We start from the raw sequence: 24809 nt of genomic DNA on the forward strand, positions 1-24809 counted from the left end.
TGCCCCCGAGGCGGGTTCAGCCGTCGTCGTGCTTCGCGCGGCTCGGCTGGACCCGCTTCGGCTCGCCCGGCATCTTCGGGTACTCGGGCGGATACGGCAGGTCGCCCAGGCCGTGGTCGCGCTCGTCGCGGTCCGCCTGTTCGAGCAGGCCCTCAAGCGAGAAGGCGTGCTCGTCCATGTCCCGGTGCACGTCGCCGACCTCCGCGAAGCGCCCGGGCATGGTGCCGAGGTCGAAGTCGCGGGGCACCGCGTCGTCCAGCTCCTCCCAGCGCAGGGGCGCGGAGACGGGCGCGTGCGGGCGGGCGCGCACCGAGTAGGCACAGGCGATGGTGCGGTCGCGGGCGGTCTGGTTGAAGTCCACGAAGATCCGCTCGCCGCGCTCCTCCTTCCACCAGGCGGTCGTCACGGCGTCCGGCATGCGCCGCTCCAGCTCGCGTCCGCAGGCGATGGCGGCCCGCCGCACCTGGACGAAGGTCCAGCGCGGCTCGATGGGCACGAAGACGTGCAGGCCGCGCCCGCCGGAGGTCTTGGGCCAGCCGCGCAGGCCGAACCCGTCGAGCACCGCGCGCAGTTCGTGGGCCGCGCGGACGGCGTCGGCGTAGTCGGTGCCGGGCTGCGGGTCGAGGTCAAGGCGCAGCTCGTCGGGGTGGTCGGGCGCGGCGCTCCGCACCGGCCAGGGGTGGAACGTGAGCGTGCCGTACTGGGCGGCCCAGACGACGGCCGCGACCTCGGTCGGGCAGATCTCGTCGGCGGTGCGGCCACTGGGGAAGGTGATGGTGGCGGTCGGGATCCAGTCGGGCAGGTTCTTGGGCGCCCGCTTCTGGTAGAAGGACTCGCCGCCGACGCCTTCGGGGTAGCGCTCCAGGGTGGTGGGCCGGTCGCGCAGGGCCCGCAGGATCCCGTCGCCGACGGCGATGAAGTACGTGGCGAGGTCCCGCTTGGTGAAGCCGCGCTCGGGGAACAGCACCCGGTCCGGGCTGGAGAGCCGTACCGTCCGCTCTCCCGCCGTCAGCTCCACCGCCGCGCCCGCGCCACCCATGCGAGCCACGCTAGACGCCCGCGCGCAACCCCGCATATCGGGCGATTTCCCCTGCCCCGGAGCAGAATCAGGATCATGGACCTGCCGGTGATGCCCCCCGTGAAGCCCATGCTCGCCAAGTCCGTGGCGAAGATCCCGCCGGGCATGCAGTACGAGGCCAAGTGGGACGGCTTCCGCGCGATCGTCTTCCGGGACGGCCCCGAGGTGGAGATCGGCAGCCGGGGCACGAAGTCCCTGACCCGCTACTTCCCCGAGCTGGTCGAGGCCCTCAAGGAGCGGCTGCCGCAGCGCTGCGTCCTGGACGGCGAGATCGTCGTCGCGCGCGGCGGACGCCTGGACTTCGACGCCCTCACCGAGCGGATCCACCCGGCGGACTCGCGGGTGCGGCTGCTCGCCGAGCGGACCCCGGCGTCGTACGTCGCCTTCGACGTGCTCGCGCTGTTCGACGAGCCCGTGGGGGACCTCCCGCTGCGCGACCGGCGCCGGCTGCTCGCCAAGGCGCTCGAAGACGTCACGGCGCCGGTGCACCTGGCGCCCGCGACCCTCGACGAGGAGGTGGCGCGGGAGTGGTTCGAGCGGTACGAGGGGGCGGGGCTCGACGGGGTGATCGCCAAGCCCCTCGACCTCAGGTACCGCCAGAACGAACGCCTCATGTACAAGATCAAGCACGAGCGGACGGCGGACTGCGTGGTCGCGGGCCTGCGCCCGCACAAGAGCGGGCCCGTCGTGGGCTCGCTCCTGCTCGGCCTGTACGACGACACGGGCGCGCTCCAGCACGTCGGGGTGTGCGCCGCCTTCTCCATGAGGCGGCGCGAGGAGCTCATGGAGGAGCTCGCGCCGCTGCGGATGGACTCCGTCGCGGGGCATCCGTGGGCGGCCTGGGCGGACGAGGCGGCCCACGAGAGCGCGCGGCTGCCCGGGGCGGTGAACCGGTGGTCGGGCAAGAAGGACCTGACCTGGGTGCCGTTGCGCCCCGAGCGGGTGTGCGAGGTGGCCTACGACCACATGGAGAACGGGGCCCGCTTCCGCCACACGGCCCAGTTCCGCACCTGGCGCCCCGACCGGGACCCGGAGTCGTGCACGTACGCCCAGCTGGAGGAACCGGCGGGGTACGACCTGGCGGAGGTGCTGGGCTCGGCGCCGGTGTAGCCCCTGCGGGGCGGGGCCCGGCCCTGGACGGTCGGGCGGCAGCGGGAGCCGCGCCACCCGCAGACGATTTCCCGCCAAGCCCACCCCACCCACTTCCACCCCCAGGAACACGGCCGTAGGCTCCGCGCCTGACACAGGCGTTACCTATGGTAAGGGGAGGGCCGCATGGGGCAGCCGCAGGCACCGGGAAGCACCCGCAGAACCTTCGTGACGCGAGCGGCAACGGTCGGCGGCGCCGCCGCACTGGGGCTCGGGGCCCTGCCGCAGGGCGCCCATGCCGCACCCTCGGCCGGGAGGTCCGTCGCCGTGCTGGGCGGCGGCGTCGCAGGCCTCACCGCCGCCCACGAACTCGCCGAGCGCGGCTTCGCCGTCACGGTCTACGAGCGCCGCGCCCTGGGCGGCAAGGCCCGCAGCTTCGACGTGCCGGACAGCGCGAAGGGCACCCGCAAGCCGCTCCCGGGCGAGCACGGCTTCCGCTTCATCCCGGGCATCTACCACAACCTGCCGGACACGCTGCGCCGCATCCCCTTCCCCGGGAACCCGGGCGGCGTCTGGGACAACCTGATCGCGCCGCCGGAGATGAGCTTCACCCGCGCGGGCGGCCGCGAGGACATCCGCCTGCCGATCCCCGGCCGCGACGGCGAGCCCGCCGACCTGACGCCCGACGACATCGCCCGCGCGCTCACCGCGTTCCTCGACACCGCGTTCCACATCCCCGCGCACGAGATCGCGTACTTCGTGAACCGCGCCCTGGTCTTCCTCACCAGCTGCGACGAGCGCCGCGACGACCAGTGGGAGGCCAAGCCCTGGTGGGACTTCGTGCGCGCCAAGGACATGTCGTACGACTACCAGCGCATCCTCGCGATCGGCGTGACGCGCAACATCGTCGCGACGAAGGCGGAGGTGGCCAGCACCCGTACCGTCGGGACGCTCGGCGAGGCCTTCGTGTTCAACGCGCTGGGCCGGGGTGCGGACGGCCCGCCCGACCGCATCCTGAACGCGCCGACCAACGAGGCGTGGATCGACCCGTGGGTGGCGCATCTGAAGTCCCTCGGCGTGGAGTTCCGCGTCGGCTGGACCGTGCGCGAGATCGCGTACGGCGACGGCCGGGTGACCAAGGCGGTGATCGAGGACGCCGGGGGCGCGCGGCGGGACGTCACCGCCGACCACTACGTGCAGGCCATGCCGGTGGAGCACGCCCGCAGGACGTGGGGCCCGGCGCTGCGGGCGGCGGATCCGCAGCTGGCGCGCTGCGACAAGCTGCGGACGGACTGGATGACGGGCATCCAGTTCTATCTGACCGAGCGCCCCAAGGTCGTCGACGGGCACTTCAACTGCATTGACTCGCCCTGGTCGCTCACGGGCATCGCCCAGGCCGCGCACTGGAAGGGACGCGACTTCCCCGCCGAGTACGGCGACGGCCTCGCGGTGGACTGTCTGTCGGTGGACATCTCCGAGTGGGACAAGCCGGGGATCCTCTACGGCAAGACGGCGAAGAACTGCACGCGCGAGGAGATCGCGCGCGAGGTGTGGGCCCAGCTGAAGGCCCATCTCAACGACACCGGCAAGCAGGTCCTGACCGACGGCAAGCTGCACTCCTGGCACCTGGACCCGGGTGTCGACGGCACCGGCGGCCCGAACCCGCGCAACGACGACGAGCTCCTGATCCACCCGGTGGGCACGCTGCACAACCGCCCGTCAGCCGCCACGAAGATCCCCAACTTCTTCCTGGCGGGCGACTACGTGGCCGTGGACATCGACCTGGCCACCATGGAGGGCGCCAACGCGGCCGCACGCCAGGCGGTCAACGCCCTTCTGGACCGGGTGGGTTCGAGCGCGCGGCGGTGCACGGTGACGTCCCGCTACCGCCCTCCGGAGCTTGAGGGACTCAAGCGCGCCGACCGCACCCGCTACCGCCTCGGTCTGCGGAACGCCTTCGACCTCGGCTGACCACGGCCCGTTGCGGGTACGTCCCCGGCATGGAACGGCGAACACGCGTGGGGCACACGACGGCGCGAGGAGCGCGGGGGTGGCGTGCGGCGGCCGTGGCGCTGGCCCTCGCCGCACTCGCGCCCGCCTGCACCCTCGACAGGGCGGACACGGACGGGCGGCCGCCGGGCCGGGACGAGGGCGGCCGGGTGCTCGCCGTGAAGGTCGACAACGTGGGTCCCGCGCGCCCGCAGACCGGCCTGGAGGCGGCGGACGTCGTGTACGTGGAGCGGGTGGAGGCCGGGCTCAGCCGTCTGATGGCCGTCTACGCCCGTCGGCTGCCGCCCGTGGTGGGGCCGGTGCGCAGCGCCCGGGAGACGGATCTGGAGCTCCTTCGCCAGTTCGACGACCCGGCGCTCGCGTTCTCCGGGGCGCAGTCGAAGCTCCTTCCGCTGATCGACGCGGCCCCGCTGCGCGCCCTGCCCCCGGACGGGGCGCCCGGCAGGGCCTACTACCGGGGCGGCGCGAAGCCCGCGCCGCACAACCTCTACGTCCGCCCGGACGCGCTGGGGGCGCGGGTGTCGGCCGACGGCCTGGAGAGCACGGGGTTCCGGTTCGGGCCGCGCCCGGCGGGCGGCACGCCCACGACGCGGCTCACGCTGCGCTTCCCCTCCGCGCGCTTCGCCTTCACCTGGGTCGAGTACGAGGGGCGCTGGCACATCGCGATGGACGGCACGCCCGCCCGCACCGCGTCGGGGGCCGCGCTCGGCGCCGCCACGGTGGTCGAGCAGCGCGTCGACATCCGCGACTCGCGCTTGCACGACCGCTCGGGCAGCGCGTCGCCGTTCAGCCGCACGGTGGGCTCGGGCAGCGCGCGGGTGCTGCGCGACGGGCGCGCGTACGAGGCGCGGTGGCGGCGCGACACACCGCGGGACGGCACCACGTTCACGACCCGCGACGGCAAGCCGCTCGCGTTCGCGAAGGGGCCGGTGTGGGTGGTGTTCACGAAGGCGTGAGGGGCGCGGGGCGCGGGTCGCGCAGCTGCTCGGCGGCGTCCGCGACCCGCTGGGCCAGGCCGAGGAACAGCCCGCGCTCCTCGTCGGTCAGCGGGGCGAGGAAGACCTGGTTCATCCGGGCCGTGCGCACCGTCAGCTTGCGGTGGACGCGCCGCCCTTCGGCGGTGAGCCGCAGCAGGGCGCGGCGGCCGTCCTGCGGGTCGCGGACCTTGTCGACGAGGCCGCGGCGGCTGAGCCTGCTGATGACCTCGGCGACGGTCGACCGGTCCAGGCCCACGCGCTCGCCGACGCCGCGCTGATCGAGGCCGGGCTCGGCGACCAGGCTGTTGAGGACCGCGAACTGGGGGGACGTGGTCTCCTCCGAGACCATCGTGGTCCACAGGAGGTGGTGGGCCTGCTGGAGGCGGCGGGCGAGGTGCCCCGGATGGCTGGTCAGATCCACCGCGGCCATGGCGGTCCCCTCCCTGGCAGAAAAGTTCGTGCACTGAACGATAGCCGACCTGAGGCAGCCTTGACGGCCCATCAGAGCGGTGGCAGCGTGAACGTGAGGTCACAGGACGGCAGAAGGCAATAGTCAGTGTGCTGACGACTGTACGGAGATGAGGCTGCCCGGATGGACAAGGTGGTCGCCACGGCCGCGGCGGCGGTGGCCGACGTGGGGGACGGCGCGTCCCTCGCGGTCGGCGGCTTCGGGCTCAGCGGCGTGCCGAACGTCCTGATCGAGGCGCTGCACCGGCGCGGGACCACGGACCTGCGCGTGGTGTCGAACAACTGCGGCGCGCTCAGCACGGGCCTGGCCACGCTGCTCGCCGCGCACCGCATCGCGCGCGTGACGGCCTCGTACCTCGGCGGCAACGAGGAGTTCGCACGCCAGTACCTGGCGGGCGAGCTGGAGGTGGAGCTGATCCCGCAGGGCACCCTCGCGGAGCGCCTGCGCGCCGGGGGCTGCGGCATCCCCGCCTTCTACACCCCGGCCGGAGTGGGCACGCAGGTCGCCGACGGCGGGATCCCCTGGCGGTACGACGGGGCGGGCGGGGTCGCCGTGGCCTCGCCGCCCAAGGAGACGCGGGAGTTCGACGGCGTGCCGCACGTCCTGGAGCACGGCATCCGCACCGACTTCGCCCTGGTGCGGGCGGCGCGCGGCGACCGGCACGGCAACCTGGTGTTCGCCAAGGCCAGCCGCAACTTCAACCCGCTGGCCGCGATGGCGGGACGGGTCACCGTCGCGGAGGTGGAGGAGCTGGTGGAGCCCGGCGCCATCGACCCGGACGCGGTGCACCTGCCGGGCGTCTTCGTGCACCGCGTCGTCGCCCTCGGCCCGGGCGAGGCCGCCGCCAAGCGCGTCGAGAAGCGGACGGTGAGCGGCTGATGGCGTGGACCCGCGAGCAGGTGGCGGCCCGGGCGGCGGGCGAGCTGCGGGACGGCCAGTACGTCAATCTGGGCATCGGCCTGCCGACGCTGATCCCGGGCTTCCTGCCGCCGGGCGTGGAGGTCGTCGTCCAGTCCGAGAACGGCGTCCTGGGCGTCGGCCCCTACCCCGCTGCGGACGCGGTCGACCCGGACCTGATCAACGCGGGCAAGGAGGCGGTGACGGCCCTGCCCGGGGCGGCGTACTTCGACTCGGCGCTGTCGTTCGGGATGATCCGCGGCGGCCACCTGGACGTGGCGGTCCTGGGCGCGATGCAGGTCTCCGCGCGCGGGGACCTCGCCAACTGGGCGGTCCCCGGGCGGCTCGTGACGGGGATCGGCGGGGCGATGGACCTGGTGCACGGGGCCCGCCGGGTGATCGTGACGATGGCCCACACCGCGAAGGACGGCTCGCCCAAGCTCGTGCGGGAGTGCGACCTGCCGCTCACCGGCAGGCGGTGCGTGCACCGCGTCATCACGGACCTCGGCGTCTTCGACGTCACCGAGGACGGACTTCAGTTGACCGAGTGCGCGCCGGGGGTCGGCGTCACCGAGATCGTCGCGCGCACGGCGGCGCCGGTGCGCGTCCCCGACGCGTGAGGACCGGCCCCGACCGGTCCGGAAGGGAGCGGCAGCCGCAATGACCCCCCATCCCCCGTACGAGGACCTGACCGCGCGCCGCAGGGGCGCCGGGCGGCCCGCACCGGGCCCGGCCGCGCAGCTGGGCACGCCCCACGGCGTCCCGCCCTACCGCGGGGCCCTGCTGCGCCACCCCCGCCACTCCGCCGTGCCCGTCCGCGACCCGGAGGCCGTGGAGCTGACCGGGCCGGTCTTCGGCGTCGCGGACGTCACCGACTTCGAGCGCGATCTCACCCGCCAGCACCCGGGCGAGCCCCTCGGCGAGCGCATCACCGTCTCGGGACGCCTGACCGACCGCAGCGGCCGGCCGCTGCGCGGCCAGTTGATCGAGATGTGGCAGGCCAACGCGTCCGGCAGGTACGTGCACCGGCGCGATGGGCACGCGGCGCCGCTCGACCCGAACTTCACCGGCTTCGGCCGCTGTCTGACCGACGACGACGGCGCGTACTCCTTCACCACGATCCGGCCCGGCGCCTACCCCTGGCGCAACCACGACAACGCCTGGCGCCCCGCCCATCTGCACTTCTCGCTGTTCGGCAGGGCGTTCGCGCAGCGCCTGGTGACCCAGATGTACTTCCCGGCCGATCCGCTGCTCGCCTACGACCCCGTCTTCCTGTCGATCCCCGACGAGGCGGCACGGGCCCGTCTGGTGGCCGCGTACGACCACGGTCTGACGGTGCCGGAGTGGGCGCTGGGCTACCGCTGGGACATCGTCCTGGACGGCCCCTGCGCCACCCGCTTCGAGGACGGTGCCGCATGAGCCCGGTGCCGCCGCACGCGCCGACGCCCTCGCAGACCATCGGCCCCTACCACGGCTACGCGCTGCCGTTCCCGCGCGGCGGCGAGATCGCGCCCGTGGGCCATCCGGACGCCGTCACGCTCCACGGGTACGTGTACGACGGCAAGGGCGTGCCTGTGGACGACGGCCTCGTGGAGACGTGGCAGGCCGCGCCGGACGGCTCGCGCGCGGGCGCGCCCGGGTCGCTGCGCCAGGACGCGGTCAGCGGGGTGCCGCGGGGGCGCGACGGAGTGACGTTCACGGGCTTCGGGCGGGTGCCGACGGACCCGGACGGGCACTGGGCGGTCCGCACCCTCAGGCCGGGCGGCGTGCCGTACGTCTGCCTCGCGGTGTTCGCGCGCGGGCTCCTGAACCATCTGTACACGCGCGCGTACCTGACGAACGACCCGGACGACGCCCTGCTCCGCTCGCTGGCCCCCGAGCGGCGCGCGACGCTGCTCGCGCGCCCGGGTCCGCACGGCGCGTACCGGTTCGACATCCACCTCCAAGGGGACGACGAGACGGTGTTCCTGGCGTTCAGGTGACTCCGGTGGCCGTGCGGCGGGCGCGCGGTCAGCGCGCCCCGTACACCGGCTGCGGCGGCTCGGCACGGGAGAGCAGCTCCAGGGCCGCCGCGCCCGCCTCGGCCGGGCGCCAGCGGGCGCCCTTGTCGGCGCTGGGTCCGGGGCGCCAGCCCTCCATGACCGTGATGCGGCCGCCCTCGGCCTCGAAGACGCGGCCCGTGACCCCGGCCGACGCGGTGGAGCCGAGCCAGACGACCAGCGGGGACACGTTCTCCGGAGCCATCGCGTCGAAGGCGTCCTCCTGGGGGGCGGCCATGGTGTCGGCGAAGGTCTGCTCGGTCATGCGGGTGCGGGCGGCGGGCGCCAGGGCGTTCACGCGCACTCCGTAGGCAGCGAGTTCGGCGGCGGCGACCAGCGTGAGGCCGAGGATGCCCGCCTTGGCCGCGCTGTAGTTGCCCTGCCCCACGCTGCCCGAAAGGCCCGCTCCGGAGCTGGTGTTGACCACGCACGCGTGCGGGGCGCGCCCGGCCTTGGCGGCGGCCCGCCAGTGCGCGGCCGCGTGCTTCAGGGGCAGGAAGTGGCCCTTGAGGTGCACGCGAAGGACGGCGTCCCAGTCGTCCTCGTCGAGGTTGACCAGCATGCGGTCGCGCAGGAAGCCCGCGTTGTTCACGAGGGTGTCCAGGCGGCCGTACGTCTCCAGGGCGGCCTGGACGAGCGATGCGGCGCCCTCGGGTGTCGCGATGTCGCCGCAGTGCGCGACGGCGTCGCCGCCCGCCGCGCGGATCTCCTCGACGACGTCCTGCGCGGGGCCTTGGGAGACGCCGGAGCCGTCGAGGGCCGCCCCGAGGTCGTTGACGACGACCCGCGCGCCCTCGGCCGCGTACGCGCGCGCGTGCGCCCGGCCGAGGCCCCGGCCCGCGCCCGTGACGATCACGACGCGGCCCGCGCAGATCCCGGAATCGACGGCTGCGGTCATGCGGAACTCCTTCGTACGGGCGGGTGTTCGGCGCACAGGGCCGGGGGCGCGGGGGTCAGTGGTTCACGGTCGCGGCGTCCAGGAACGCGGGCCGCTCGCCGCCGCCGTCCACCTGGAGGGCCGCGCCGCTGATGTACCGCGCGGCGGCGGAGGCGAGGAACACGCAGGCGTCGGCGGCGTCCGCGGGGTCGGCGAGGCGGCCGAGCGGGATCGTGCGGGCCACCGCGGCGACCCCTTCCTCGTCGCCGTAGTGCAGATGGGTGCTCTCGGTGCGGACCAGGCCGAGGACCACGGTGTTCACGCGCACGTGCGGGGCCCATTCGACGGCCATGGTGCGGGCCAGGTTCGCCAGGCCCGCCTTGGCGGCGCCGTAGGCCCCCGAGCCGGGCGAGGGGCGGGTGCCGCTGACGCTGCCGATCATGATGACGGCGCCGCCCGCCTCCTGACGACTCATCACCTCGTGGGCGGCGAGGGAGGCGTACAGCGGTACCAGCAGATTCAGCTGGACGATCTTCGTCTGGCGGGCGGCGGTGGCCTCGGCGAGGAGGCCGAAGGGCGTGCCGCCCGCGTTGTTCACCAGGACGTCGAGCCGTCCGTGGTCGGCGGCGACCCCGGTGATCAGGGCGTGCGCCGCCTCGGCGTCCCGCAGGTCCGCCGGGCGGAACTCCGCGGTGGCGCCGGGGACTTCCACCGGCCGCTCGGGCGGCTTGCGGGCGCAGATGACGACGTGCGCGCCGGTGGCCAGGAAGCCGCGGGCGATCCCGGCCCCGACGCCGCGGGTGCCGCCGGTGACCACGACCACCTGTCGATTGTCAGTCATCGCTGCTACCTTCCTGAGCAACTAACAAATGTTTGGTTGAAGGCGCTGGTTGAAAGGTAGCGGATCCTCTGATGCCTGTCTCCACTTCGCCCCCCGAGGAGGGCGTGGCCGTCGTCACCGTCGACTACGCACCGGTCAACGCCCTTCCGGTGCACGGGTGGTTCGCCCTGGCAGACGCGGTGCGCGCCGCGGGCCGCGACCCCGAGGTGCGCTGCGTGCTGCTCGCCGCCGAGGGCCGGGGGTTCAACGCGGGCGTGGACGTCAAGGAGCTGCGCCGCGACCCCGGCCACGGCGCGCTCCTCGGCGTCAACCGCGGCTGCGCGGAGGCCTTCGCGGCGGTGTACGACTGCGCGGTCCCGGTCGTCGCGGCCGTCCAGGGCTTCTGCCTGGGCGGCGGCATCGGCCTCGTGGGCAACGCGGACGCGATCGTGGCGAGCGACGACGCCACCTTCGGCCTCCCGGAGCTGGACCGCGGCGCGCTCGGCGCCGCCACGCACCTGGCCCGCCTGGTCCCCCAGCACCTGATGCGCGCGCTGTTCTACACCTCGCGCACGGCCACCGCGGCCGAGCTGCACGCGCACGGCTCGGTGTGGCGGGTCGTGCCGCGCGCGGACCTGCGCGCGGCCGCCCTCGCCCTCGCGCGCGAGATCGCCCGCAAGGACGGCACGCTGCTGCGCCTGGCCAAGGCCGCCCTCAACGGCATCGACCCGGTGGACGTGCGCCGCAGCTACCGCTTCGAGCAGGGCTTCACCTTCGAGGCGAGCCTGAGCGGCGTGGCCGCCCGCGTCCGCGACGGCTTCGGCGCGCCCGCCGCGCCACCCGACAGCTCCGTACCGGCCGGGGAGGACACGGCATGAGCGATCCAGCGGACATCCGTCAGGCCCGGGGCGGCCGGGACAAGACCATGGCTCCCGAGGACGTCGTGGGGCGCCTGGAGAGCGGGATGACGCTCGGCATCGGCGGCTGGGGCTCGCGCCGCAAGCCGATGGCCCTGGTGCGGGCCCTGCTGCGCTCGGACGTCACCGACCTGACCGTCGTGGCGTACGGCGGGCCTGACGTCGGCCTGCTCCTCGCCGCCGGGAGGATCCGCAAGCTGGTCACGGCCTTCGTGACGCTCGACTCGATCCCCCTGGAGCCGCACTTCCGGGCGGCCCGCGAGCGGGGCGGCCTCGACCTCGTCGAGCTGGACGAGGCGATGTTCCTGCAAGGGCTCACCGCCGCCGCCCAGCGCCTGCCGTTCCTGCCCGTGCGCGCGGGCCTCGGCTCGGACGTCCTGCGGGTCAACCCCCTGCTGCGGACGGTCACGTCGCCGTACGAGGACGGGGAGGAGCTCGTCGCCGTCCCGGCCCTGCGCCTGGACGCGGCCCTGGTGCACCTGAACCGCGCGGACCGCCAGGGCAACGGCCAGTATCTGGGCCCCGACCCGTACGTCGACGACTTGTTCTGCGAGGCGGCCGACGCGGCGTACGTGTCGTGCGAGCGCCTGGTCGACTTCGGCGCCCCCGCGGACAGCGCCGCTCCGGCCGCCTCCACCGCCTCCCCTGCCTCCCCTGCCTCCCCCGGGCCGACCCAGCAGGCGGCGCCCCAGACCCTGCTCGTCTCGCGGCACAGCGTCACGGGCGTGACCGAGACCCCAGGGGGCGCCCACTTCACGTCGTGCGCGCCGGACTACGGCCGCGACGAGCCCTTCCAGAAGGCGTACGCCACCGCGGCGGCCGCCCCGGACACCTGGGCGGAGTTCCACGACCGCTTCCTGTCCGGCGACGAGGAGGACTACCGACAGGCCGTCCGGACCTGGCACAAGGAGCAGCGATGACGCGCACCACGGCCACCGTCACCCGCGCCGAGTACTGCGTGATCGCCTGTGCCGAGGCGTGGCGCGGCGACGGCGAAGTCCTGGCCGCCCCCATGGGCACCGTCCCCACGCTCGCGGCCCGGCTCGCGAAGCTGACGTTCGCCCCGGACCTGCTGCTCACGGACGGCGAGGCCCTGCTCATCGGGGACGTGCCCGCGCTCGGGGAGCGCTCGGCGGTGACGGAGGGCTGGCTGCCCTTCCGCCGCCATCTGACGATGGTGATGGGCGGGCGGCGGCACGTGATGATGGGCGCGAGCCAGATCGACCGCTTCGGCAACCAGAACATCTCCTGCGTCGGCGACTGGCACCACCCCACCCGGCAGCTCCTCGGAGTCCGCGGAGCCCCGGTGAACACCCTGAACAACCCGGTCAGTTACTGGATACCCCGGCACGCGCGGCGCGTGTTCGTCGAGAAGGTCGACATGGTCAGCGGCGTCGGCCACGACAGCGCCGCCGCGGCGGGCCCTTCCGCGACCCGCTACCACGACCTGCGCCGCGTCGTGTCGAACCTGGGCGTGTTCGACTTCGCCACACCGGACCGGTCGATGCGCCTGGTGTCCGCGCATCCGGGCGTGCCCGCGGCGGAGATCCGCGAGGCGACGTCCTTCGCGCTCGCCGTCCCCGACGAGCCGCCCCGCACCCGCGAGCCCACGGCGGCCGAACTGCGGCTGATCCGCGCCGTCCTGGACCCCACGGGGCTGCGCGAGCGCGAGGTCGGCCCATGACGGCGGCGCCGCTCGCGGAGACAGCGCTGACGCGGCTCGTCGGCGTCCGGTGCCCGATCGTGCAGACCGGCATGGGCTGGGTCGCGGGCCCCCGTCTGGTCGCGGCGGCCGCGGAGGCGGGCGCGCTCGGCATCCTGGCCTCCGCCACGATGTCCCTGGACCAACTGCGCTCCGCGATACGGGAGGTGAGGACCCGCACGCCCGCCCCGTTCGGGGTGAACCTCCGCGCGGACGCGGCCGACGCGCGCGACCGCGTCCGGCTCCTCGTCGCCGAGGGCGTCCGGGTCGCGTCCTTCGCCCTGGCCCCGTCCGAGGCCCTCATCGGGGAGCTGAAGGCCGCCGGAGTCGTCGTGATGCCGTCCGTGGGCGCCCGCAGACACGCCGAGAAGGTGGCGGCGTGGGGCGCGGACGCGGTCGTCGTCCAGGGCGGCGAGGGCGGCGGCCACACCGGTGACGTGGCCACGACGGTGCTCCTGCCGCAGGTCGTGGATGCCGTCGACATCCCCGTCGTGGCGGCGGGCGGCTTCCACGACGGCCGGGGCCTGGTCGCCGCCCTGGCCTTCGGCGCGGCGGGCGTGGCCATGGGCACCCGCTTCCTCCTCACGGCGGAGTCCCCCGTCCCGGACGCGGTGAAGGCCCGCTATCTGGCGGCCACGGTCAAGGACGTCACGCTGACCTCGCGCGTGGACGGCCTCCCGCACCGGATGCTCCGCACGGACCTGGTGGCGTCCCTGGAGCGCTCGGGCCGCGTCGCGACCCTCCTGCGCGCGCTGCGCCACGCGGCGGCGTTCCGCCGGATGTCGGGCCTGAGCTGGTCCGCCCTGGCTCGCGACGGGCGGGCCCTGAAGCGCGCCAAGCAGCTCAGCTGGCCCCAGGCCCTGCTGGCGGCGAACACTCCCATGCTCCTCAAGTCGGCCATGGTGGACGGCGATCCGGCCCGCGGCATCATGGCCGCGGGCCAGGTGGCAGGTGTCCTGGACGACGTCCCGACCTGCGAGGAGCTGATCGGCAGAATCATGCGGGAGGCCGAGGAGACCCTGAAGCGCCTGGAGGGGTCCTGACCGGCGCGGTGATCGAAGCGCACCCCGGCGGACTGTTCCGCGCGTACGAACGGTGGGATTTCGAGCCCGTCCGGCGTTTGAGGACGAGGCCGGAGGCCGATCAACCCCGGCCCCGGCCCCGGCCCCGGCGAAACGCTAGACCCCCGCAAGGAACCGCTCGGCCCGACCGGCCAGCCCATCGGCCCCACAGCTGCGCGCCAGCGCAAGCCCGCGCTCAAGCTCCGCCACGCTGCCCGAGGCAACCCCGTACTCTACGCGCGCGACCGCGTGTTCGTACGCGCAGGGCGAAGCCTCCAGATACGCGACGGCCTTCGCGTAGAGCGCCACGGAGCGCGGTCCCGAGGCGAGCGCGGCCTCGCACCGGAGGGCCTCGCCGATCGCCGTGTCCGTGCCGAACCGCTCGGCCTGCACGCGCGCGTCGGTGACCACGTCGGCGGCGCGCCGCGGATCCTCGTCGGCGAGGGCCCGCGCCAGGTCGTACGCCCACGGCGCGAGCACCGTGTTGTACTGGCCGCGCGCGGTCAACGCCTTGGCGGTGGCCTCCAGTTCGTTGAGGCCCTCCTCCCGGCGGCCGAGGGCGAGCAGGAGCCTGCCGCGGACGGACATCGCGTCGGGGACGTAGATCGTGGAGGCGTTGGGCGGCGCGAAGCCGTAGCGGTCGGCGACGGCGCTGGCCTGCTCGGCGTGGCCGCGGGCGAGCAGCGTGTCGATGAGCATGCTGGCCGCCTCCCAGTGCATCGGCAGCCCGCCCTGGCCCACGCGGTCGGCGAGCCGCAGGCTCTCGCGCAGCGACTTCTCGGCGTCCCTGAGCCGCCCGCGCCTGCGGTACACATAGCCGAGGAAGGCGTGCGCGAGGGCGAGGTGGCCGCCGCTCCAGCCCGCCGTCTCGTACGCCTTGACGGCCTCGGTGAACAGGCTCTCGGCGCGGTCGAGCCGGTCCGCGAAGGCGTACGAACCGCCGAGCATCAGGCGCAGTTCGAAGCTCCACTCGGCGTCGGTCCAGCCGAGCCCGGGTGCGAGGCGGCCGTTGACGAGGGCGCGGTCGCAGAGCTCGACGACCTCTTCGGCGTTCTCACCGCGGGTCATCGCGTCGAAGGCGCGCAGGATGAGCAGGGCGCGCTCGGCGTTGTCACGCCCGGCGAGGGGTCCGGCGAGGGCGGCGAGCCTGCGCGAGCGCCCCGGTGCGTCCTCCTCGCCCGCGTGGATGCCCTCCCACATGAAGTGCACGGCCTGGAGGCGGAGCCGGTCCGGGCCCGCGGGCAGCCGGGCCGCCTCCTCGGTGATGGCGCGCAGGCCCTCGGTGAGCTGGTCGTTGTGCACGAGGGCCTGGGAGAGGCAGCACACGGCGTCGACGCGCAGCTCCTGGCTCAGGCCGCTCATCGACAGGGCCTCGCGCAGATGCCCGATGGTGGTGACGGGCGAGGTGAGCAGGGTGGCGCAGCCGAGTTCGTAGAGCACGCGGGCGTGCACGTCGGGCCGGGGCGGCTCGCTCAGGGCCCGCTCCAGGCAGCGCCGGGCGGCCTCGGGCGCGCCGACCGCGAGGTGTTCGGTGGCGGCCTCGCGCAGCTGCTCGACGAGTTCGGGATCGTCGTCCGGGATGACTTGGAGCAGGTGCCGGGAGGCCGCGGCGGCGCCGCGCCCGGAGCGGGTGACCGCCCAGGCGGCCTGGCCGTGCATCGCGGTGCGGGTGGCGGGCGGGATGGAGTGGTACACGGCGTGGGCGATCAGCGGGTGCACGAACTCCAGGCCCTCTTCGCCGCCGGTCACGATCCGGGCGGCGCGCAGCCGCTCGGCGCACCGCTCGGCCGCGTCCCTGCGCAGTCCGGCGAGGGACGCGGCGAGGTCGACGGAGATCGCGGAGCCGAGGATCGCGGCGGCCCAGGCGAAGCGGGTGGCGTCGGTGCCGAGCTCTTCGAGGCGGGCGACGAGGCCGCGGCCGCGGGCGGAGCGGTTCAGGGCGCGCAGTTCGGCGGCGGAGCCCTCCACCGGTTCGAGCTCGCAGTCCTGCACCTTGGCGAGGAGCTCCACGGATTCGTACGGGTTGCCGTCGGTGACGGCCCAGACCTCGCGGCAGAACGCGCCGTCCGCGTGCTCGCCGAGCGTGGCGCGGGTGAGCCCGGCGGTGGCGTCCGGGGTGAGCTTGCGCAGCCGGGTCGCCGGACGGGCAGCGGCGCCGATGCGCGCGAGGTGACGGGCGCTGTCGCCCTCGGCCCCGTCGGGGCGGTAGGCGACCACGACGAGCACCGGCAGGTCGTCCAGGCGCTCGACGAACGCGGCGAGCCAGTGCAGCGTCTCCTGGTCCGCCCAGTGCGCGTCGTCGACGAGCAGCACCAGCGGCCAGTGGACGTGGGCGAGGCGGGAGACCACCGCGATCAGGCCGTCGGACACGGCCTGCGGCTCGGGCCTGCCGCCACCGGGCTCGGCTATGCCGAGGGCGGGGCCCGCGATGTCGTACCAGTCGCCGAGGTACTCACGGGTCTCGTCGGGGGTGAGGGCCACGAGGGCGGGCTGGAGGAGCTGTCGTACGACATTGAAGGGCACGGTTTTGAGGGTGGGCCCGCCGCGTGCCGCCCATACGGTGGCCCGGCCGTGGGCGATGCGACGCACTTCGGCCATGAGCGCGGTCTTGCCGAGTCCGGCGTCACCGCTGAAGACGAGCAGGCCGCCCTCGGTCGTCATGTCCGAGCACAGTCCGGACACGGCCCGCTCGGCCGCGCCGATTTCCTCGTCGCGCTCCCACAGCGGGGCCCAGGTGCCACCTCCGGGCCGTCCCTGCGTCATCGCGCTACCTCCCGGGGTCGCTCAATCGACGTACAGGACTTGAGACTAGCCGGGCCGGGGCCGCCGCGGAGCGAGGTCCGGACAGCTCCTCCCGCACGGGTGACAGACGGTCATATGCCAGGCCACCTGCGGGGTACGGGTGCGGCGCGCCGGGCGGCACCCGGGACGGCGTGCGTCGGCGGGCCACGCGGTCAGAGCCGTTCGATGACGGTGACGTTGGCCTGGCCACCTCCTTCGCACATCGTCTGGAGGCCGAACCGGCCGCCGGTGCGCTCCAGTTCGTGCAGGAGCGTCGTCATCAGCCGGGCACCGGTGGCACCGAGGGGGTGACCCAGGGCGAGGGCACCGCCGTTGACGTTGACCCTTTCCGGGTCGGCGCCGGTCTCCCGCAGCCAGGCGAGCACGACGGGCGCGAACGCTTCGTTGATCTCGACGAGATCGATGGCGTCGAGCGTCATGCCGGTCTTCTTCAGGGCGTGCGCGGTGGCCGGTATGGGGGCGGAGAGCATGCGGATCGGGTCCTCGCCCCGCACGGAGAGGTGGTGGACGCGGGCGCGGGGGGTCAATCCATGGTCGCGCACCGCCCGTTCACCGGCGATGAGCAGGGCGGCGGCGCCGTCGGAGACCTGGGAGGAGCAGGCGGCGGTGATGCTGCCGCCGTCCACGACGGGGGCGAGGGACGCCATCTTCTCCAGGGTCGTGTCGCGGCGCGGGCCCTCGTCGGCGACGACGTCCGCATAGGCCACGGTCTCGCGGTCGAAGCGGCCTTCGTCGAGGGCGCGCAGGGCGCGCTGGTGGGAGCGGAGCGCGAACTCCTCCATGTCCTGTCGGGATATGCCCCACTTGTCGGCGATCAGCTGGGCGCCGTGGAACTGGTTGACGGGCCGGTCGCCGTAGCGGGCGCGCCAGCCCTCGCTGCCCGCGAAGGGGCCCTCGGTGAGCCCGAGGGGCTCGGCCGCCCGCCGGGACGCGAAGGCGATGGGGATCATCGACATGTTCTGCGTGCCGCCCGCGACGACGAGGTCCTGGGTGCCGGAGAGGACGGCCTGCGCGGCGAAGTGCAGGGCCTGCTGGGACGATCCGCACTGCCGGTCGACGGTCACTCCGGGCACCTCCTCGGGGAGCCCGGCCGCGAGCCAGCTGGTGCGGGCGATGTCCCCGGCCTGCGGCCCGACCGCGTCGAGACAGCCGAAGACGACGTCGTCGACGGCGGCGGGGTCGACGCCGCCGCGCTCCATGAGCGCGGTGAGCACGTGGGCCCCGAGGTCGGCGGGGTGCGCGGCGGCGAGGCCGCCGCCGCGCTTGCCGACGGGCGTGCGGACCGCCTCGACGATGAAGGCCTCGGCCATGGCTGCGTACTCCTCGCGTGACGGGCGCCGCGCGGCGGCGCGGGGCTAGGCGCGGACGGCGATGCCGTCCAGGACCATCGACAGGTACTGGCGGGCGATCTCCTCGGGGCTGTGGCCGCCGCCCGGCCGGTACCAGGACGCGGCGACCCAGACGGTGTCGCGCACGAACCGGTAGGTGAGGCGGACGTCCAGGTCGGCGCGGAAGGCGCCGTCGGCGACGCCCCGTTCGAGCGTGGTGAGCCAGGTCTTCTCGAAGCGCCGCTGGGACTGGAGGAGGTACTCGAAGCGGGTCTGGGTGACCAGGTGGCGGGACTCCTTCTGGTAGATCGCGACGGCCGCGCGGTGCCGGTCGATCTCCCGGAAGGACTCGGTGACGAGGGCCTCCAGGGTCTCGCGCGGGCCGAGCGGCGCGGCGAGGACCGCGTCGTACCCGTCCCACAGCTCCGTCAGGAACGTCCGCAGGATCTCTTCGAGCATCGACTCCTTGGAGTCGAAGTGGTAGTAGAGGCTGCCCGCGAGCATGCCCGCGGCGTCCGCGATCTTGCGGACGGTCGTGGCGTTGTACCCCTGCTCGGCGAAGACCTCCGCGGCGATGCCGAGGAGTTCGGCGCGGCGCTCGGGCGAGGGCGGCGCCGGGGGCTTCTTCTGCTTCCGGGCCACTGGGGGCGTGGTGGGGCTCTGGGTCGGCTGTTTCTGGGTCGGCACGGGCTCATTCTCCGCCTAGGGGTGCTGGCTGCTGACGGAGACCGTCTCGCCCGTCATGTACGAGGAGTAGCCGCTGGCGAGGAAGACGATCACGTTGGCTATCTCCCAGGGCTCGGCGGGCCGTCCGAAGGCCTCGCGCGCGGTGAGCTCGTCGAGCACGTCGGGGGTGGTGACCTTGGCGAGGTGGGGGTGCAGGGCGAGGCTCGGCGCGACCGCGTTGACCCGGATGCCGTGCGGGGCGGCTTCCAGGGCCGCGCAGCGGGTGAGGGCCATGACGCCCGCCTTGGCCGCGGCGTAGTGCGCCTGGCCCTCCTGGGCGCGCCAGCCGAGCACCGAGGCGTTGTTCACCACGACGCCGCCCGTGGCGGTGGCGCGCAGGCGGCGCAGGGCGGCGCGGGTGCAGCGGAACGTGCCGGTCAGGGTGGTGTCGACGACCTTGTGCCACAGGTCGTCGGTCATGTCCGTGAGGGCTGCGGTGCCTCCCAGGCCCGCGTTGTTCACCACGATGTCCAGGGCTCCGTGGCGCCGCTCGGCGAGGTCGAGGAGGGCGGTCACGTCGGACTCGTCGGTCACGTCGCAGCGGACGCCGTCGACGCGGTCGGGGCCGAACTCGCCCGCGAGCGCGGCCACCGCCTCCTCGGTGCGGCGGGCGTGCGCGTCGCCGATGACGACGCGGGCCCCCTCCTCCAGGAAGCGGCGGGCGGTGGCCGCGCCGATGCCCGCCCCGGCCGCGGCGGTGACGACGGCGGCGCGGCCGGTGAGCAGACCGTGCCCCGGCACGTACGGCGGCGCTGCCATGGGCGATTCCCCCGATCGAGTGCTCGACGGCTGACCGCTCCCACGATAATCTACCAAACACTTGTTAGGGAAGAGTGGACGGGCGGGCCAGAGACGGGAGCAGGGCGATGGACCTCGACTTCACCCCGGAGGAAGAGGAGTTCAGACTGCGGGCCCGCGCCTGGCTCGCCGCGCACGTCCCGCGCGCTCCGCTGCCCTCCCTGGAGACCGCGGAGGGCTTCGCCGCCCATCGCGCCTGGGAGGGCACACTGGCGGCGGACCGCTGGTCGGTGGTGTCCTGGCCCGAGGAGTTCGGCGGACAGGGGGCCGACCTCGTCAAGTGGCTCCTCTTCGAGGAGGAGTACTACGCGGCGGGCGCCCCCGGCCGCGTCTCGCAGAACGGCATCAGCCTCCTCGCCCCCACCCTCTTCGACCACGGCACCCCTGAGCAGCGCGCCCGGGTCCTTCCGCCGATGGCGCGCGGCGAGGTCATCTGGGCCCAGGCCTGGTCGGAGCCGGAGGCCGGGTCCGACCTCGCGGCGCTGCGCTCCACGGCCCGGCCCGCGGACGGCGGCTGGCGCCTCAGCGGGCAGAAGACCTGGTCGTCGCGGGCGGCGTTCGCCGACCGCGCCTTCGGCCTGTTCCGCAGCGACCCGCGCGCGGAGCGGCCGCACCAGGGGCTCACGTACGTCATGTTCCCGCTCGACGCGCCCGGCGTCACCATCCGCCCCATCGGCCGCCTCGACGGCAAGCCCGCCTTCGCCGAGGTCTTCCTGGACGACGTGTTCATCCCCGACGAGGACGTGATAGGCGCCCCCGGCGACGGCTGGCGCATCGCCATGGCGGCCACCGGCGACGAGCGCGGCCTGACCCTGCGCTCCCCCGGTCGCTTCCTCGCCACCGCCGACCGCCTCGTCCGGCTCTGGCACGCCCACGGCGACCCCACCGACACGGCGCTGCGCGACCGGGTGGCGGACGCGGTGATCGGCGCCCGCGCGTACCAGCTCTTCACCTGGGCCCACGCCTCGCGGGCGGAAGCGGGCGAGAAGTTGGGCGCCCGCTCCAGCCTGAACAAGGTCTTCTGGTCGGAGTACGACATCGCGGTGCACGAGGCCGCCCTCGACCTCCTGGGCGCGGACGGCGAGTTGACGGACCCCGGCGAGCACCCCGCCCCCGGCCCTGCCGCCCCCGACCCCGCCGCCCCGGACCCCGCGCCCTGGACGGAGGGGTACATCTTCTCCCTCGCCGGTCCCATCTACGCGGGGACGAACGAGATCCAGCGCGACATCATCGCCGAGCGCCTGCTCGGCCTCCCCAAGGGGCGGCGCTGATGAGGTTCCTTCTGGACGACGAGCAGCGGGCGTTCGCCCGGACGCTCGACGGCGCGCTGCGGGCCGCGGACACGCCCGCGGTGGCGCGGGCCTGGGCCGCCGGGGACCACGCGCCCGGGGCCGCGGTGTGGCGACGCCTCGCGGACGCCGGGGTGTTCGCCCTCGCGGCGGCCGAGGAGTTCGAGGGCGTGGGGCAGTTGCCCGTCGACACGGCCGTGGCCTTCGTGGAGCTGGGGCGGCACGCCGTCCCCGGGCCGCTGGTCGAGACGGTGGCCGCGGCCGCGCTCCTTTCCCGCCTCGCCGAACTCGGAGTGCCGGGGCCCGCGAAGCGATTCCTGCCGTCCCTGGTGACGGGCGGGGCGCGGGCGACCCTCGCCCTCGCCGACACCGGGCCGTACGTCCTCGACGCGGACGCCGCCCGGCTCGTCCTGGCCGTCGACGCCGGGCGGCTGCGGCTCGCCCCCGGCCACGCGCGCGTGCGGGCCTCCCTCGACCCGGCGCGGCGGCTCGCGCGGCCGCTGCCCGGCGGGGAGGTGCTCGCGTCCGGGCCCGCGGTGGACGAGGCGGCGCGGTGGGCCCTGCGCTGGGCGGCGCTCGCCACCGCGGCGCAGTGCCTCGGCGTGGGGTGCGCGCTGCTCGACCGCACGGTGGCGCAGGTGAGGCAGCGGACGCAGTTCGGGGTGCCGGTCGGGTCCTTCCAGGCCGTCAAGCACCGCCTGGCGGAGGTGCTCGTGGGGCTCGAGTTCGCGCGGCCCCTGGTGTTCGGCGCCGCGGTGTCGCTCGGCGCGGAGGAGACCTGGGGGGACGTGGCCGCCGCCAAGGTCTGCGCGGCCGAGTCCGCGTACCGCTCGGCGCGGGCCGCGCTCCAACTGCACGGCGCCATCGGGTACACCGCGGAGTACGACATATCCCTCTGGCTCCTCAAGGCCCGCGCCCTGCGGGGGGCTTGGGGCGGCCCGAGCCAGTGGCGCGCCCGGGTCGTGCCCCCGCCGCCCTGACTCCCCCGCAGCTTCCGACCGGCGCACCGGCGCGGCGAAAGGGGGCACGCGGCGGCGCGGGGCGGTCCCGGACGCGCGGGGGAAATCAAGCCGGTCCGACGACGCGGGACCAGCGCGGTGGCACCGCGGCGGGGCGGGCGCGGCGGCGCCGCGAAACGGGCGGGCGGTCAGGGAAGGCATGGCTGCCCTGAGGTTGTGCGCGGGCACGGAGGCAGGCGGAAGGGGCGGGTGAGTGGGGGGAATTGAGCCTGGCGGGCCAGGACAGCTCGATGGGGCCCGGTGAGGTGCGGGCATAGTGGGAGGGACCCGGGCCCGGCGCACGGGCTGGCCGAACCGGAAAGAGGAGACTTCGCGTGCGTGTGATCGGCCTGATGTCCGGCACCTCCTACGACGCCATCGACGCCGGCGCCGTCGACCTCGCCCTCGACGGCGACCGCCTCGTCATGACCCCCCTGGGCCTCATCAGCCGCGGCTACGACGACGCGCTCCGCTCGGCCCTGGCCACCGCCCTGCCCCCGGCGAGCACCAGCCTGGCCGACGTCTGCCGCCTCGACACGCTCATCGGGCAGGCCTTCGCCGCGGCGGCCGTGGAGGCGGACCGGGAGCTGTGCGACGGCCGCGCCGAGTTGGTGGCCTCGCACGGCCAGACCGTCTACCACTGGGTGGCGGACGGCCAGGTGCGCGGCACCCTGCAGATCGGGCAGCCCGCATGGATCGCCGAGGCCACGGGGCTCTGCGTGGTCGCGGACTTCCGCTCGCGCGACGTGGCCGCGGGCGGCCAGGGCGCCCCCCTGGTGAGCCTGGTCGACCAGATGTGGCTGCGCGGCAGGCCGGGCACGCCCGTGGCGCTGAACCTGGGCGGCATCGCCAACATCACCGCCCCCGACGGCACCGCCTTCGACACGGGCCCGGCCAACGCGCTGATCGACGCGGCGGTGCGCGAGCTCACGCCGCAGGGCCGCGCGGCCCATCTGCCGTTCGACAGGGACGGGGAGCTCGCCGCGCGCGGCACCGTGCACGAGGGCCTCCTCGCCCGGCTCCTCGCCGAGCCGTACTACGCGCTGCCCGCGCCCAAGACGACCGGCAAGGAGCTGTTCCACCCGGCGTATCTGCGCGAGGCCCTGGCGGGCCTCGGGCCGCTGGGCGCCGAGGACGTGGTGGCGACGCTGACGCGGCTCACGGCCGTGACGGTCGCCGACGCGGTGCGCACGACCGGGGCCACGGAGGTCATCGCCTCCGGCGGCGGGGTCCGCAACCCCACGCTCATGGCGATGCTGCGGTCCGAGCTGGGCACGGCCGTGCCGGTCCGCGGCTCCGACGACCTGGGCCTCCCGTCGGCGGCCAAGGAGGCGTACGCCTTCGCCGTCCTGGGTTTCCTGACGGCCCACGGCCTGCCCGGCACGGTGGCGACGAGCACCGGAGCCCGGCACCCGAGCGTGCTCGGCTCCCTCACCCCGGGCCGCGCGGGCTTCCGCCTGCCGACCCCCACGCAGGCGGGCGCACCGACCCGGCTCGTGGTGAACGGACACGCGCACTGACCGGGCCCGCGCCCTGAACACAGAGGCAGGGCGCGGGCCCGGCGGCAGCCGGACACCCGCGGCGGCCGCTCGTACGCCCATCCCGGGAACCCCGGCTTGAGCCCGAGGGAGCCCGCCCGGCCCGGGCAAACCCGCGCGACAGGGGCGAAACCCCGTCGCCCGGCCGGAGTTGGCCTGATCCGGCGGACCCCTCTCATCGGGCTTTCAGGCGGGGCCCATACGCTGACGCCCATGACGCACGCGACTCCTCCCGGCTGGTATCCGGACCCCGGGCAGACCCCTGGCGCCCCGCCGTCCGAGCGGTGGTGGGACGGGAACACGTGGACGGATCACGTCCGTGCGCCGGGCGGGGGCGGCTTCCCCACCCCCGGCTACTCCGCCCCCGGCCCCCCGGCCCCCGGCTACCCCCAGCAGCCGCAGGGCCCGCCGCGGCGCCGCATACGCACGGCGATAGGCGTGGTCATCGCCCTCGCGGTGCTCGCGGGCATCGGCGGCGGGGTCTACGCGCTGACCGCCGACGGCGACGACGACAAGGACGGCGCCAAATCCCCGGCCCCGTCGGCGTCCTCGAAGCCCGGCCCGGAGGACGACGGCAAGGGCAAGGGGCCCGAGGGCTCGCCGTCGCCAGGACCGTCCGGGCCGTCCGAGGGCCCCCGGACCGAGGAGGGGTACGCCACCGACGGCGCGAGCGGCATCAGCATGCCCGTCCCCGACGGCTGGGAGGGCCAGTCGAGCGGCGTCGGCGCGGGCGTGACGACCGGCAAGTACCCCTGCCCCGGCGACTCCGCCAAGCAGTGCGTGCGCGGCGGCGCCTTCTCCGCGCCCGCGGTCCGGCTGAAGGTCACCGCGTCGACGCCGGAGGCCGCGGCCAAGGCCGACATCAAGAAGAACGCGGCGGAGTCCTACGGCGGCGCGATCTACGGCGGCGCCCCGAAGTCGCACGACCAGCTCGCCTCGAAGGCGGTCACGGTGGCCGGGCAGAAGGGCTATCTGGTCCGTTGGAAGGTCGACGCGCGCAAGGGCCCCGACGGCTACGTCCAGTCGCTCGCGTTCAAGTCCCCGGCCGACGGGATGACGATGGTCCTCGTCCGCTTCGGCATCGACGTCCACGACGACGCACCGCCCCTGTCGTCCATGGACGAGATCACCAAGGGCATCAAGAAGGCCCGCGGCGGGGGCGGCGGCGACGGACAGCAGGTCCACGCCCCCACGAGCGGCCGGGAGCGGTAGCAGCCGACCCGCCGGGCGGGCCGACGGCGAAAGCCCTCGCGCCGGGTGGCCAGAACCACCGCCGGGGGGGGGGGGGGGGGGGGGGGGCCCCCGCCCGGGGGGGGGGGGGGGGCCCCCCCCCCCCCCCCCCCGACCGCCTCGCAGCGGTCCCGTTGCTCCCGTAAAGGGGCTACTTCCGCACG

23 protein-coding genes are annotated in these 24809 nt (G+C 74.8%); 15 read left to right on the forward strand and 8 right to left on the reverse strand.

Annotated elements, in window-relative coordinates; genetic code table 11:
* Window positions 1–16: 16 nt before the first annotated feature.
* Window positions 17–1039, reverse strand: a complete 1023-nt coding sequence (ligD, locus tag ACIG3E_RS37980) for a non-homologous end-joining DNA ligase (RefSeq protein WP_399625142.1) — start codon at window positions 1037–1039, stop codon at window positions 17–19.
* A gap of 75 nt (window positions 1040–1114) precedes the next feature.
* Here ligD and ACIG3E_RS37985 point away from each other — a divergent pair, with 75 nt between their 5' ends.
* From ACIG3E_RS37985 to ACIG3E_RS37995, 3 genes are all read left to right on the forward strand, one after another.
* On the forward strand, window positions 1115–2188 hold the full coding sequence (locus ACIG3E_RS37985) for an ATP-dependent DNA ligase (RefSeq protein ID WP_399625143.1): 1074 nt from the start codon (window positions 1115–1117) through the stop codon (window positions 2186–2188).
* Window positions 2189–2353: 165 nt separating this feature from the next.
* Window positions 2354–4138, forward strand: a complete 1785-nt coding sequence (locus ACIG3E_RS37990) for an FAD-dependent oxidoreductase (protein ID WP_399625145.1) — start codon at window positions 2354–2356, stop codon at window positions 4136–4138.
* 29 nt (window positions 4139–4167) lie between these two features.
* On the forward strand, window positions 4168–5133 hold the full coding sequence (locus ACIG3E_RS37995; protein ID WP_399625147.1) for a DUF3048 domain-containing protein: 966 nt from the start codon (window positions 4168–4170) through the stop codon (window positions 5131–5133).
* On the opposite strand, the gene ACIG3E_RS38000 is transcribed toward ACIG3E_RS37995, so the two are convergent.
* Window positions 5120–5584, reverse strand: coding sequence for a MarR family winged helix-turn-helix transcriptional regulator (locus ACIG3E_RS38000; protein WP_399625150.1), 465 nt, complete (start codon window positions 5582–5584; stop codon window positions 5120–5122). The genes ACIG3E_RS37995 and ACIG3E_RS38000 overlap by 14 nt on opposite strands.
* Before the next feature lie 162 nt (window positions 5585–5746).
* Here ACIG3E_RS38000 and ACIG3E_RS38005 point away from each other — a divergent pair, with 162 nt between their 5' ends.
* Genes ACIG3E_RS38005 through pcaG form a run of 4 tightly spaced genes read left to right on the forward strand, consistent with a single transcriptional unit; the run spans window position 5747 to window position 8502 of the window.
* Window positions 5747–6502 (forward strand): CoA transferase subunit A, encoded by a 756-nt coding sequence (locus tag ACIG3E_RS38005; protein WP_399625152.1) that lies wholly within the window; start codon window positions 5747–5749, stop codon window positions 6500–6502.
* Window positions 6502–7140 (forward strand): 3-oxoacid CoA-transferase subunit B, encoded by a 639-nt coding sequence (locus ACIG3E_RS38010; protein WP_399625155.1) that lies wholly within the window; start codon window positions 6502–6504, stop codon window positions 7138–7140. The genes ACIG3E_RS38005 and ACIG3E_RS38010 overlap by 1 nt, the downstream gene beginning before the upstream one ends.
* A 40-nt stretch (window positions 7141–7180) precedes the next feature.
* Entirely contained in the window at window positions 7181–7939 is a 759-nt protein-coding gene (pcaH, locus tag ACIG3E_RS38015) for a protocatechuate 3,4-dioxygenase subunit beta (protein WP_399625157.1), read from the forward strand.
* Entirely contained in the window at window positions 7936–8502 is a 567-nt protein-coding gene (gene pcaG / locus ACIG3E_RS38020) for a protocatechuate 3,4-dioxygenase subunit alpha (protein ID WP_399625159.1), read from the forward strand. Before pcaH ends, pcaG begins: the two co-directional genes overlap by 4 nt.
* A gap of 28 nt (window positions 8503–8530) precedes the next feature.
* On the opposite strand, the gene ACIG3E_RS38025 is transcribed toward pcaG, so the two are convergent.
* Both ACIG3E_RS38025 and ACIG3E_RS38030 read right to left on the reverse strand, forming a co-directional pair.
* Window positions 8531–9457 carry an SDR family oxidoreductase gene (locus ACIG3E_RS38025; RefSeq protein WP_399625162.1) on the reverse strand — a complete coding sequence of 309 codons (927 nt, stop codon included), beginning with the start codon at window positions 9455–9457 and terminating at the stop codon, window positions 8531–8533.
* A gap of 55 nt (window positions 9458–9512) precedes the next feature.
* Window positions 9513–10277 carry an SDR family oxidoreductase gene (locus ACIG3E_RS38030; protein ID WP_399625165.1) on the reverse strand — a complete coding sequence of 255 codons (765 nt, stop codon included), beginning with the start codon at window positions 10275–10277 and terminating at the stop codon, window positions 9513–9515.
* A gap of 71 nt (window positions 10278–10348) precedes the next feature.
* Here ACIG3E_RS38030 and ACIG3E_RS38035 point away from each other — a divergent pair, with 71 nt between their 5' ends.
* The 4 genes from ACIG3E_RS38035 to ACIG3E_RS38050 are packed head-to-tail and all read left to right on the forward strand — an operon-like array spanning window position 10349 to window position 13918.
* The gene (locus ACIG3E_RS38035) at window positions 10349–11134 is read left to right on the forward strand and encodes an enoyl-CoA hydratase family protein (RefSeq protein ID WP_399625167.1); all 786 of its coding nucleotides are present in this window, start codon (window positions 10349–10351) and stop codon (window positions 11132–11134) included.
* Window positions 11131–12093, forward strand: coding sequence for a CoA transferase subunit A (locus ACIG3E_RS38040; protein WP_399625169.1), 963 nt, complete (start codon window positions 11131–11133; stop codon window positions 12091–12093). The genes ACIG3E_RS38035 and ACIG3E_RS38040 overlap by 4 nt, the downstream gene beginning before the upstream one ends.
* Window positions 12090–12857: a CoA-transferase subunit beta gene (locus ACIG3E_RS38045; protein WP_399625171.1), complete on the forward strand. Its 768-nt coding sequence runs from the start codon at window positions 12090–12092 to the stop codon at window positions 12855–12857. Before ACIG3E_RS38040 ends, ACIG3E_RS38045 begins: the two co-directional genes overlap by 4 nt.
* Window positions 12854–13918 carry an NAD(P)H-dependent flavin oxidoreductase gene (locus tag ACIG3E_RS38050; RefSeq protein WP_399625173.1) on the forward strand — a complete coding sequence of 355 codons (1065 nt, stop codon included), beginning with the start codon at window positions 12854–12856 and terminating at the stop codon, window positions 13916–13918. The genes ACIG3E_RS38045 and ACIG3E_RS38050 overlap by 4 nt, the downstream gene beginning before the upstream one ends.
* A gap of 135 nt (window positions 13919–14053) precedes the next feature.
* Here the strand turns inward: ACIG3E_RS38050 and ACIG3E_RS38055 are convergent, their stop codons facing one another.
* From ACIG3E_RS38055 to ACIG3E_RS38070, 4 genes are all read right to left on the reverse strand, one after another.
* Complete coding sequence (locus tag ACIG3E_RS38055; protein ID WP_399625176.1) at window positions 14054–16699, reverse strand: ATP-binding protein; 2646 nt, start codon at window positions 16697–16699, stop codon at window positions 14054–14056.
* A gap of 191 nt (window positions 16700–16890) precedes the next feature.
* Window positions 16891–18048, reverse strand: a complete 1158-nt coding sequence (locus tag ACIG3E_RS38060) for an acetyl-CoA C-acetyltransferase (protein WP_399625179.1) — start codon at window positions 18046–18048, stop codon at window positions 16891–16893.
* 45 nt (window positions 18049–18093) lie between these two features.
* Entirely contained in the window at window positions 18094–18708 is a 615-nt protein-coding gene (locus ACIG3E_RS38065; protein ID WP_399625205.1) for a TetR/AcrR family transcriptional regulator, read from the reverse strand.
* Window positions 18709–18768: 60 nt separating this feature from the next.
* Window positions 18769–19551, reverse strand: coding sequence for an SDR family oxidoreductase (locus ACIG3E_RS38070; RefSeq protein ID WP_399625181.1), 783 nt, complete (start codon window positions 19549–19551; stop codon window positions 18769–18771).
* A gap of 107 nt (window positions 19552–19658) precedes the next feature.
* Here ACIG3E_RS38070 and ACIG3E_RS38075 point away from each other — a divergent pair, with 107 nt between their 5' ends.
* From ACIG3E_RS38075 to ACIG3E_RS38090, 4 genes are all read left to right on the forward strand, one after another.
* On the forward strand, window positions 19659–20861 hold the full coding sequence (locus ACIG3E_RS38075; RefSeq protein ID WP_399625183.1) for an acyl-CoA dehydrogenase family protein: 1203 nt from the start codon (window positions 19659–19661) through the stop codon (window positions 20859–20861).
* On the forward strand, window positions 20861–21859 hold the full coding sequence (locus tag ACIG3E_RS38080; RefSeq protein WP_399625185.1) for an acyl-CoA dehydrogenase family protein: 999 nt from the start codon (window positions 20861–20863) through the stop codon (window positions 21857–21859). Before ACIG3E_RS38075 ends, ACIG3E_RS38080 begins: the two co-directional genes overlap by 1 nt.
* Window positions 21860–22212: 353 nt before the next feature.
* Complete coding sequence (locus ACIG3E_RS38085) at window positions 22213–23397, forward strand: anhydro-N-acetylmuramic acid kinase (RefSeq protein WP_399625188.1); 1185 nt, start codon at window positions 22213–22215, stop codon at window positions 23395–23397.
* 231 nt (window positions 23398–23628) lie between these two features.
* A complete protein-coding gene (locus tag ACIG3E_RS38090) occupies window positions 23629–24627 on the forward strand; it encodes a DUF2510 domain-containing protein (RefSeq protein WP_399625190.1) in 999 nt (332 codons plus the stop codon).
* Window positions 24628–24809: the final 182 nt, after the last annotated feature.

The sequence above is a fragment of the Streptomyces sp. NPDC053474 genome, from assembly GCF_044544845.1.
Taxonomy (GTDB): Bacteria; Actinomycetota; Actinomycetes; order Streptomycetales; family Streptomycetaceae; genus Streptomyces.

What these genes read in the sequence shown, in the direction of transcription:
- ligD (WP_399625142.1), bottom strand. Translation starts at nt 1,039, where the DNA reads ATGGGTGGCGCGGGCGCGGCGGTGGAGCTGACGGCGGGAGAGCGGACG.
- ACIG3E_RS37985 (WP_399625143.1), top strand. Translation starts at nt 1,115, where the DNA reads ATGGACCTGCCGGTGATGCCCCCCGTGAAGCCCATGCTCGCCAAGTCC.
- ACIG3E_RS37990 (WP_399625145.1), top strand. Translation starts at nt 2,354, where the DNA reads ATGGGGCAGCCGCAGGCACCGGGAAGCACCCGCAGAACCTTCGTGACG.
- ACIG3E_RS37995 (WP_399625147.1), top strand. Translation starts at nt 4,168, where the DNA reads ATGGAACGGCGAACACGCGTGGGGCACACGACGGCGCGAGGAGCGCGG.
- ACIG3E_RS38000 (WP_399625150.1), bottom strand. Translation starts at nt 5,584, where the DNA reads ATGGCCGCGGTGGATCTGACCAGCCATCCGGGGCACCTCGCCCGCCGC.
- ACIG3E_RS38005 (WP_399625152.1), top strand. Translation starts at nt 5,747, where the DNA reads ATGGACAAGGTGGTCGCCACGGCCGCGGCGGCGGTGGCCGACGTGGGG.
- ACIG3E_RS38010 (WP_399625155.1), top strand. Translation starts at nt 6,502, where the DNA reads ATGGCGTGGACCCGCGAGCAGGTGGCGGCCCGGGCGGCGGGCGAGCTG.
- pcaH (WP_399625157.1), top strand. Translation starts at nt 7,181, where the DNA reads ATGACCCCCCATCCCCCGTACGAGGACCTGACCGCGCGCCGCAGGGGC.
- pcaG (WP_399625159.1), top strand. Translation starts at nt 7,936, where the DNA reads ATGAGCCCGGTGCCGCCGCACGCGCCGACGCCCTCGCAGACCATCGGC.
- ACIG3E_RS38025 (WP_399625162.1), bottom strand. Translation starts at nt 9,457, where the DNA reads ATGACCGCAGCCGTCGATTCCGGGATCTGCGCGGGCCGCGTCGTGATC.
- ACIG3E_RS38030 (WP_399625165.1), bottom strand. Translation starts at nt 10,277, where the DNA reads ATGACTGACAATCGACAGGTGGTCGTGGTCACCGGCGGCACCCGCGGC.
- ACIG3E_RS38035 (WP_399625167.1), top strand. Translation starts at nt 10,349, where the DNA reads ATGCCTGTCTCCACTTCGCCCCCCGAGGAGGGCGTGGCCGTCGTCACC.
- ACIG3E_RS38040 (WP_399625169.1), top strand. Translation starts at nt 11,131, where the DNA reads ATGAGCGATCCAGCGGACATCCGTCAGGCCCGGGGCGGCCGGGACAAG.
- ACIG3E_RS38045 (WP_399625171.1), top strand. Translation starts at nt 12,090, where the DNA reads ATGACGCGCACCACGGCCACCGTCACCCGCGCCGAGTACTGCGTGATC.
- ACIG3E_RS38050 (WP_399625173.1), top strand. Translation starts at nt 12,854, where the DNA reads ATGACGGCGGCGCCGCTCGCGGAGACAGCGCTGACGCGGCTCGTCGGC.
- ACIG3E_RS38055 (WP_399625176.1), bottom strand. Translation starts at nt 16,699, where the DNA reads ATGACGCAGGGACGGCCCGGAGGTGGCACCTGGGCCCCGCTGTGGGAG.
- ACIG3E_RS38060 (WP_399625179.1), bottom strand. Translation starts at nt 18,048, where the DNA reads ATGGCCGAGGCCTTCATCGTCGAGGCGGTCCGCACGCCCGTCGGCAAG.
- ACIG3E_RS38070 (WP_399625181.1), bottom strand. Translation starts at nt 19,551, where the DNA reads ATGGCAGCGCCGCCGTACGTGCCGGGGCACGGTCTGCTCACCGGCCGC.
- ACIG3E_RS38075 (WP_399625183.1), top strand. Translation starts at nt 19,659, where the DNA reads ATGGACCTCGACTTCACCCCGGAGGAAGAGGAGTTCAGACTGCGGGCC.
- ACIG3E_RS38080 (WP_399625185.1), top strand. Translation starts at nt 20,861, where the DNA reads ATGAGGTTCCTTCTGGACGACGAGCAGCGGGCGTTCGCCCGGACGCTC.
- ACIG3E_RS38090 (WP_399625190.1), top strand. Translation starts at nt 23,629, where the DNA reads ATGACGCACGCGACTCCTCCCGGCTGGTATCCGGACCCCGGGCAGACC.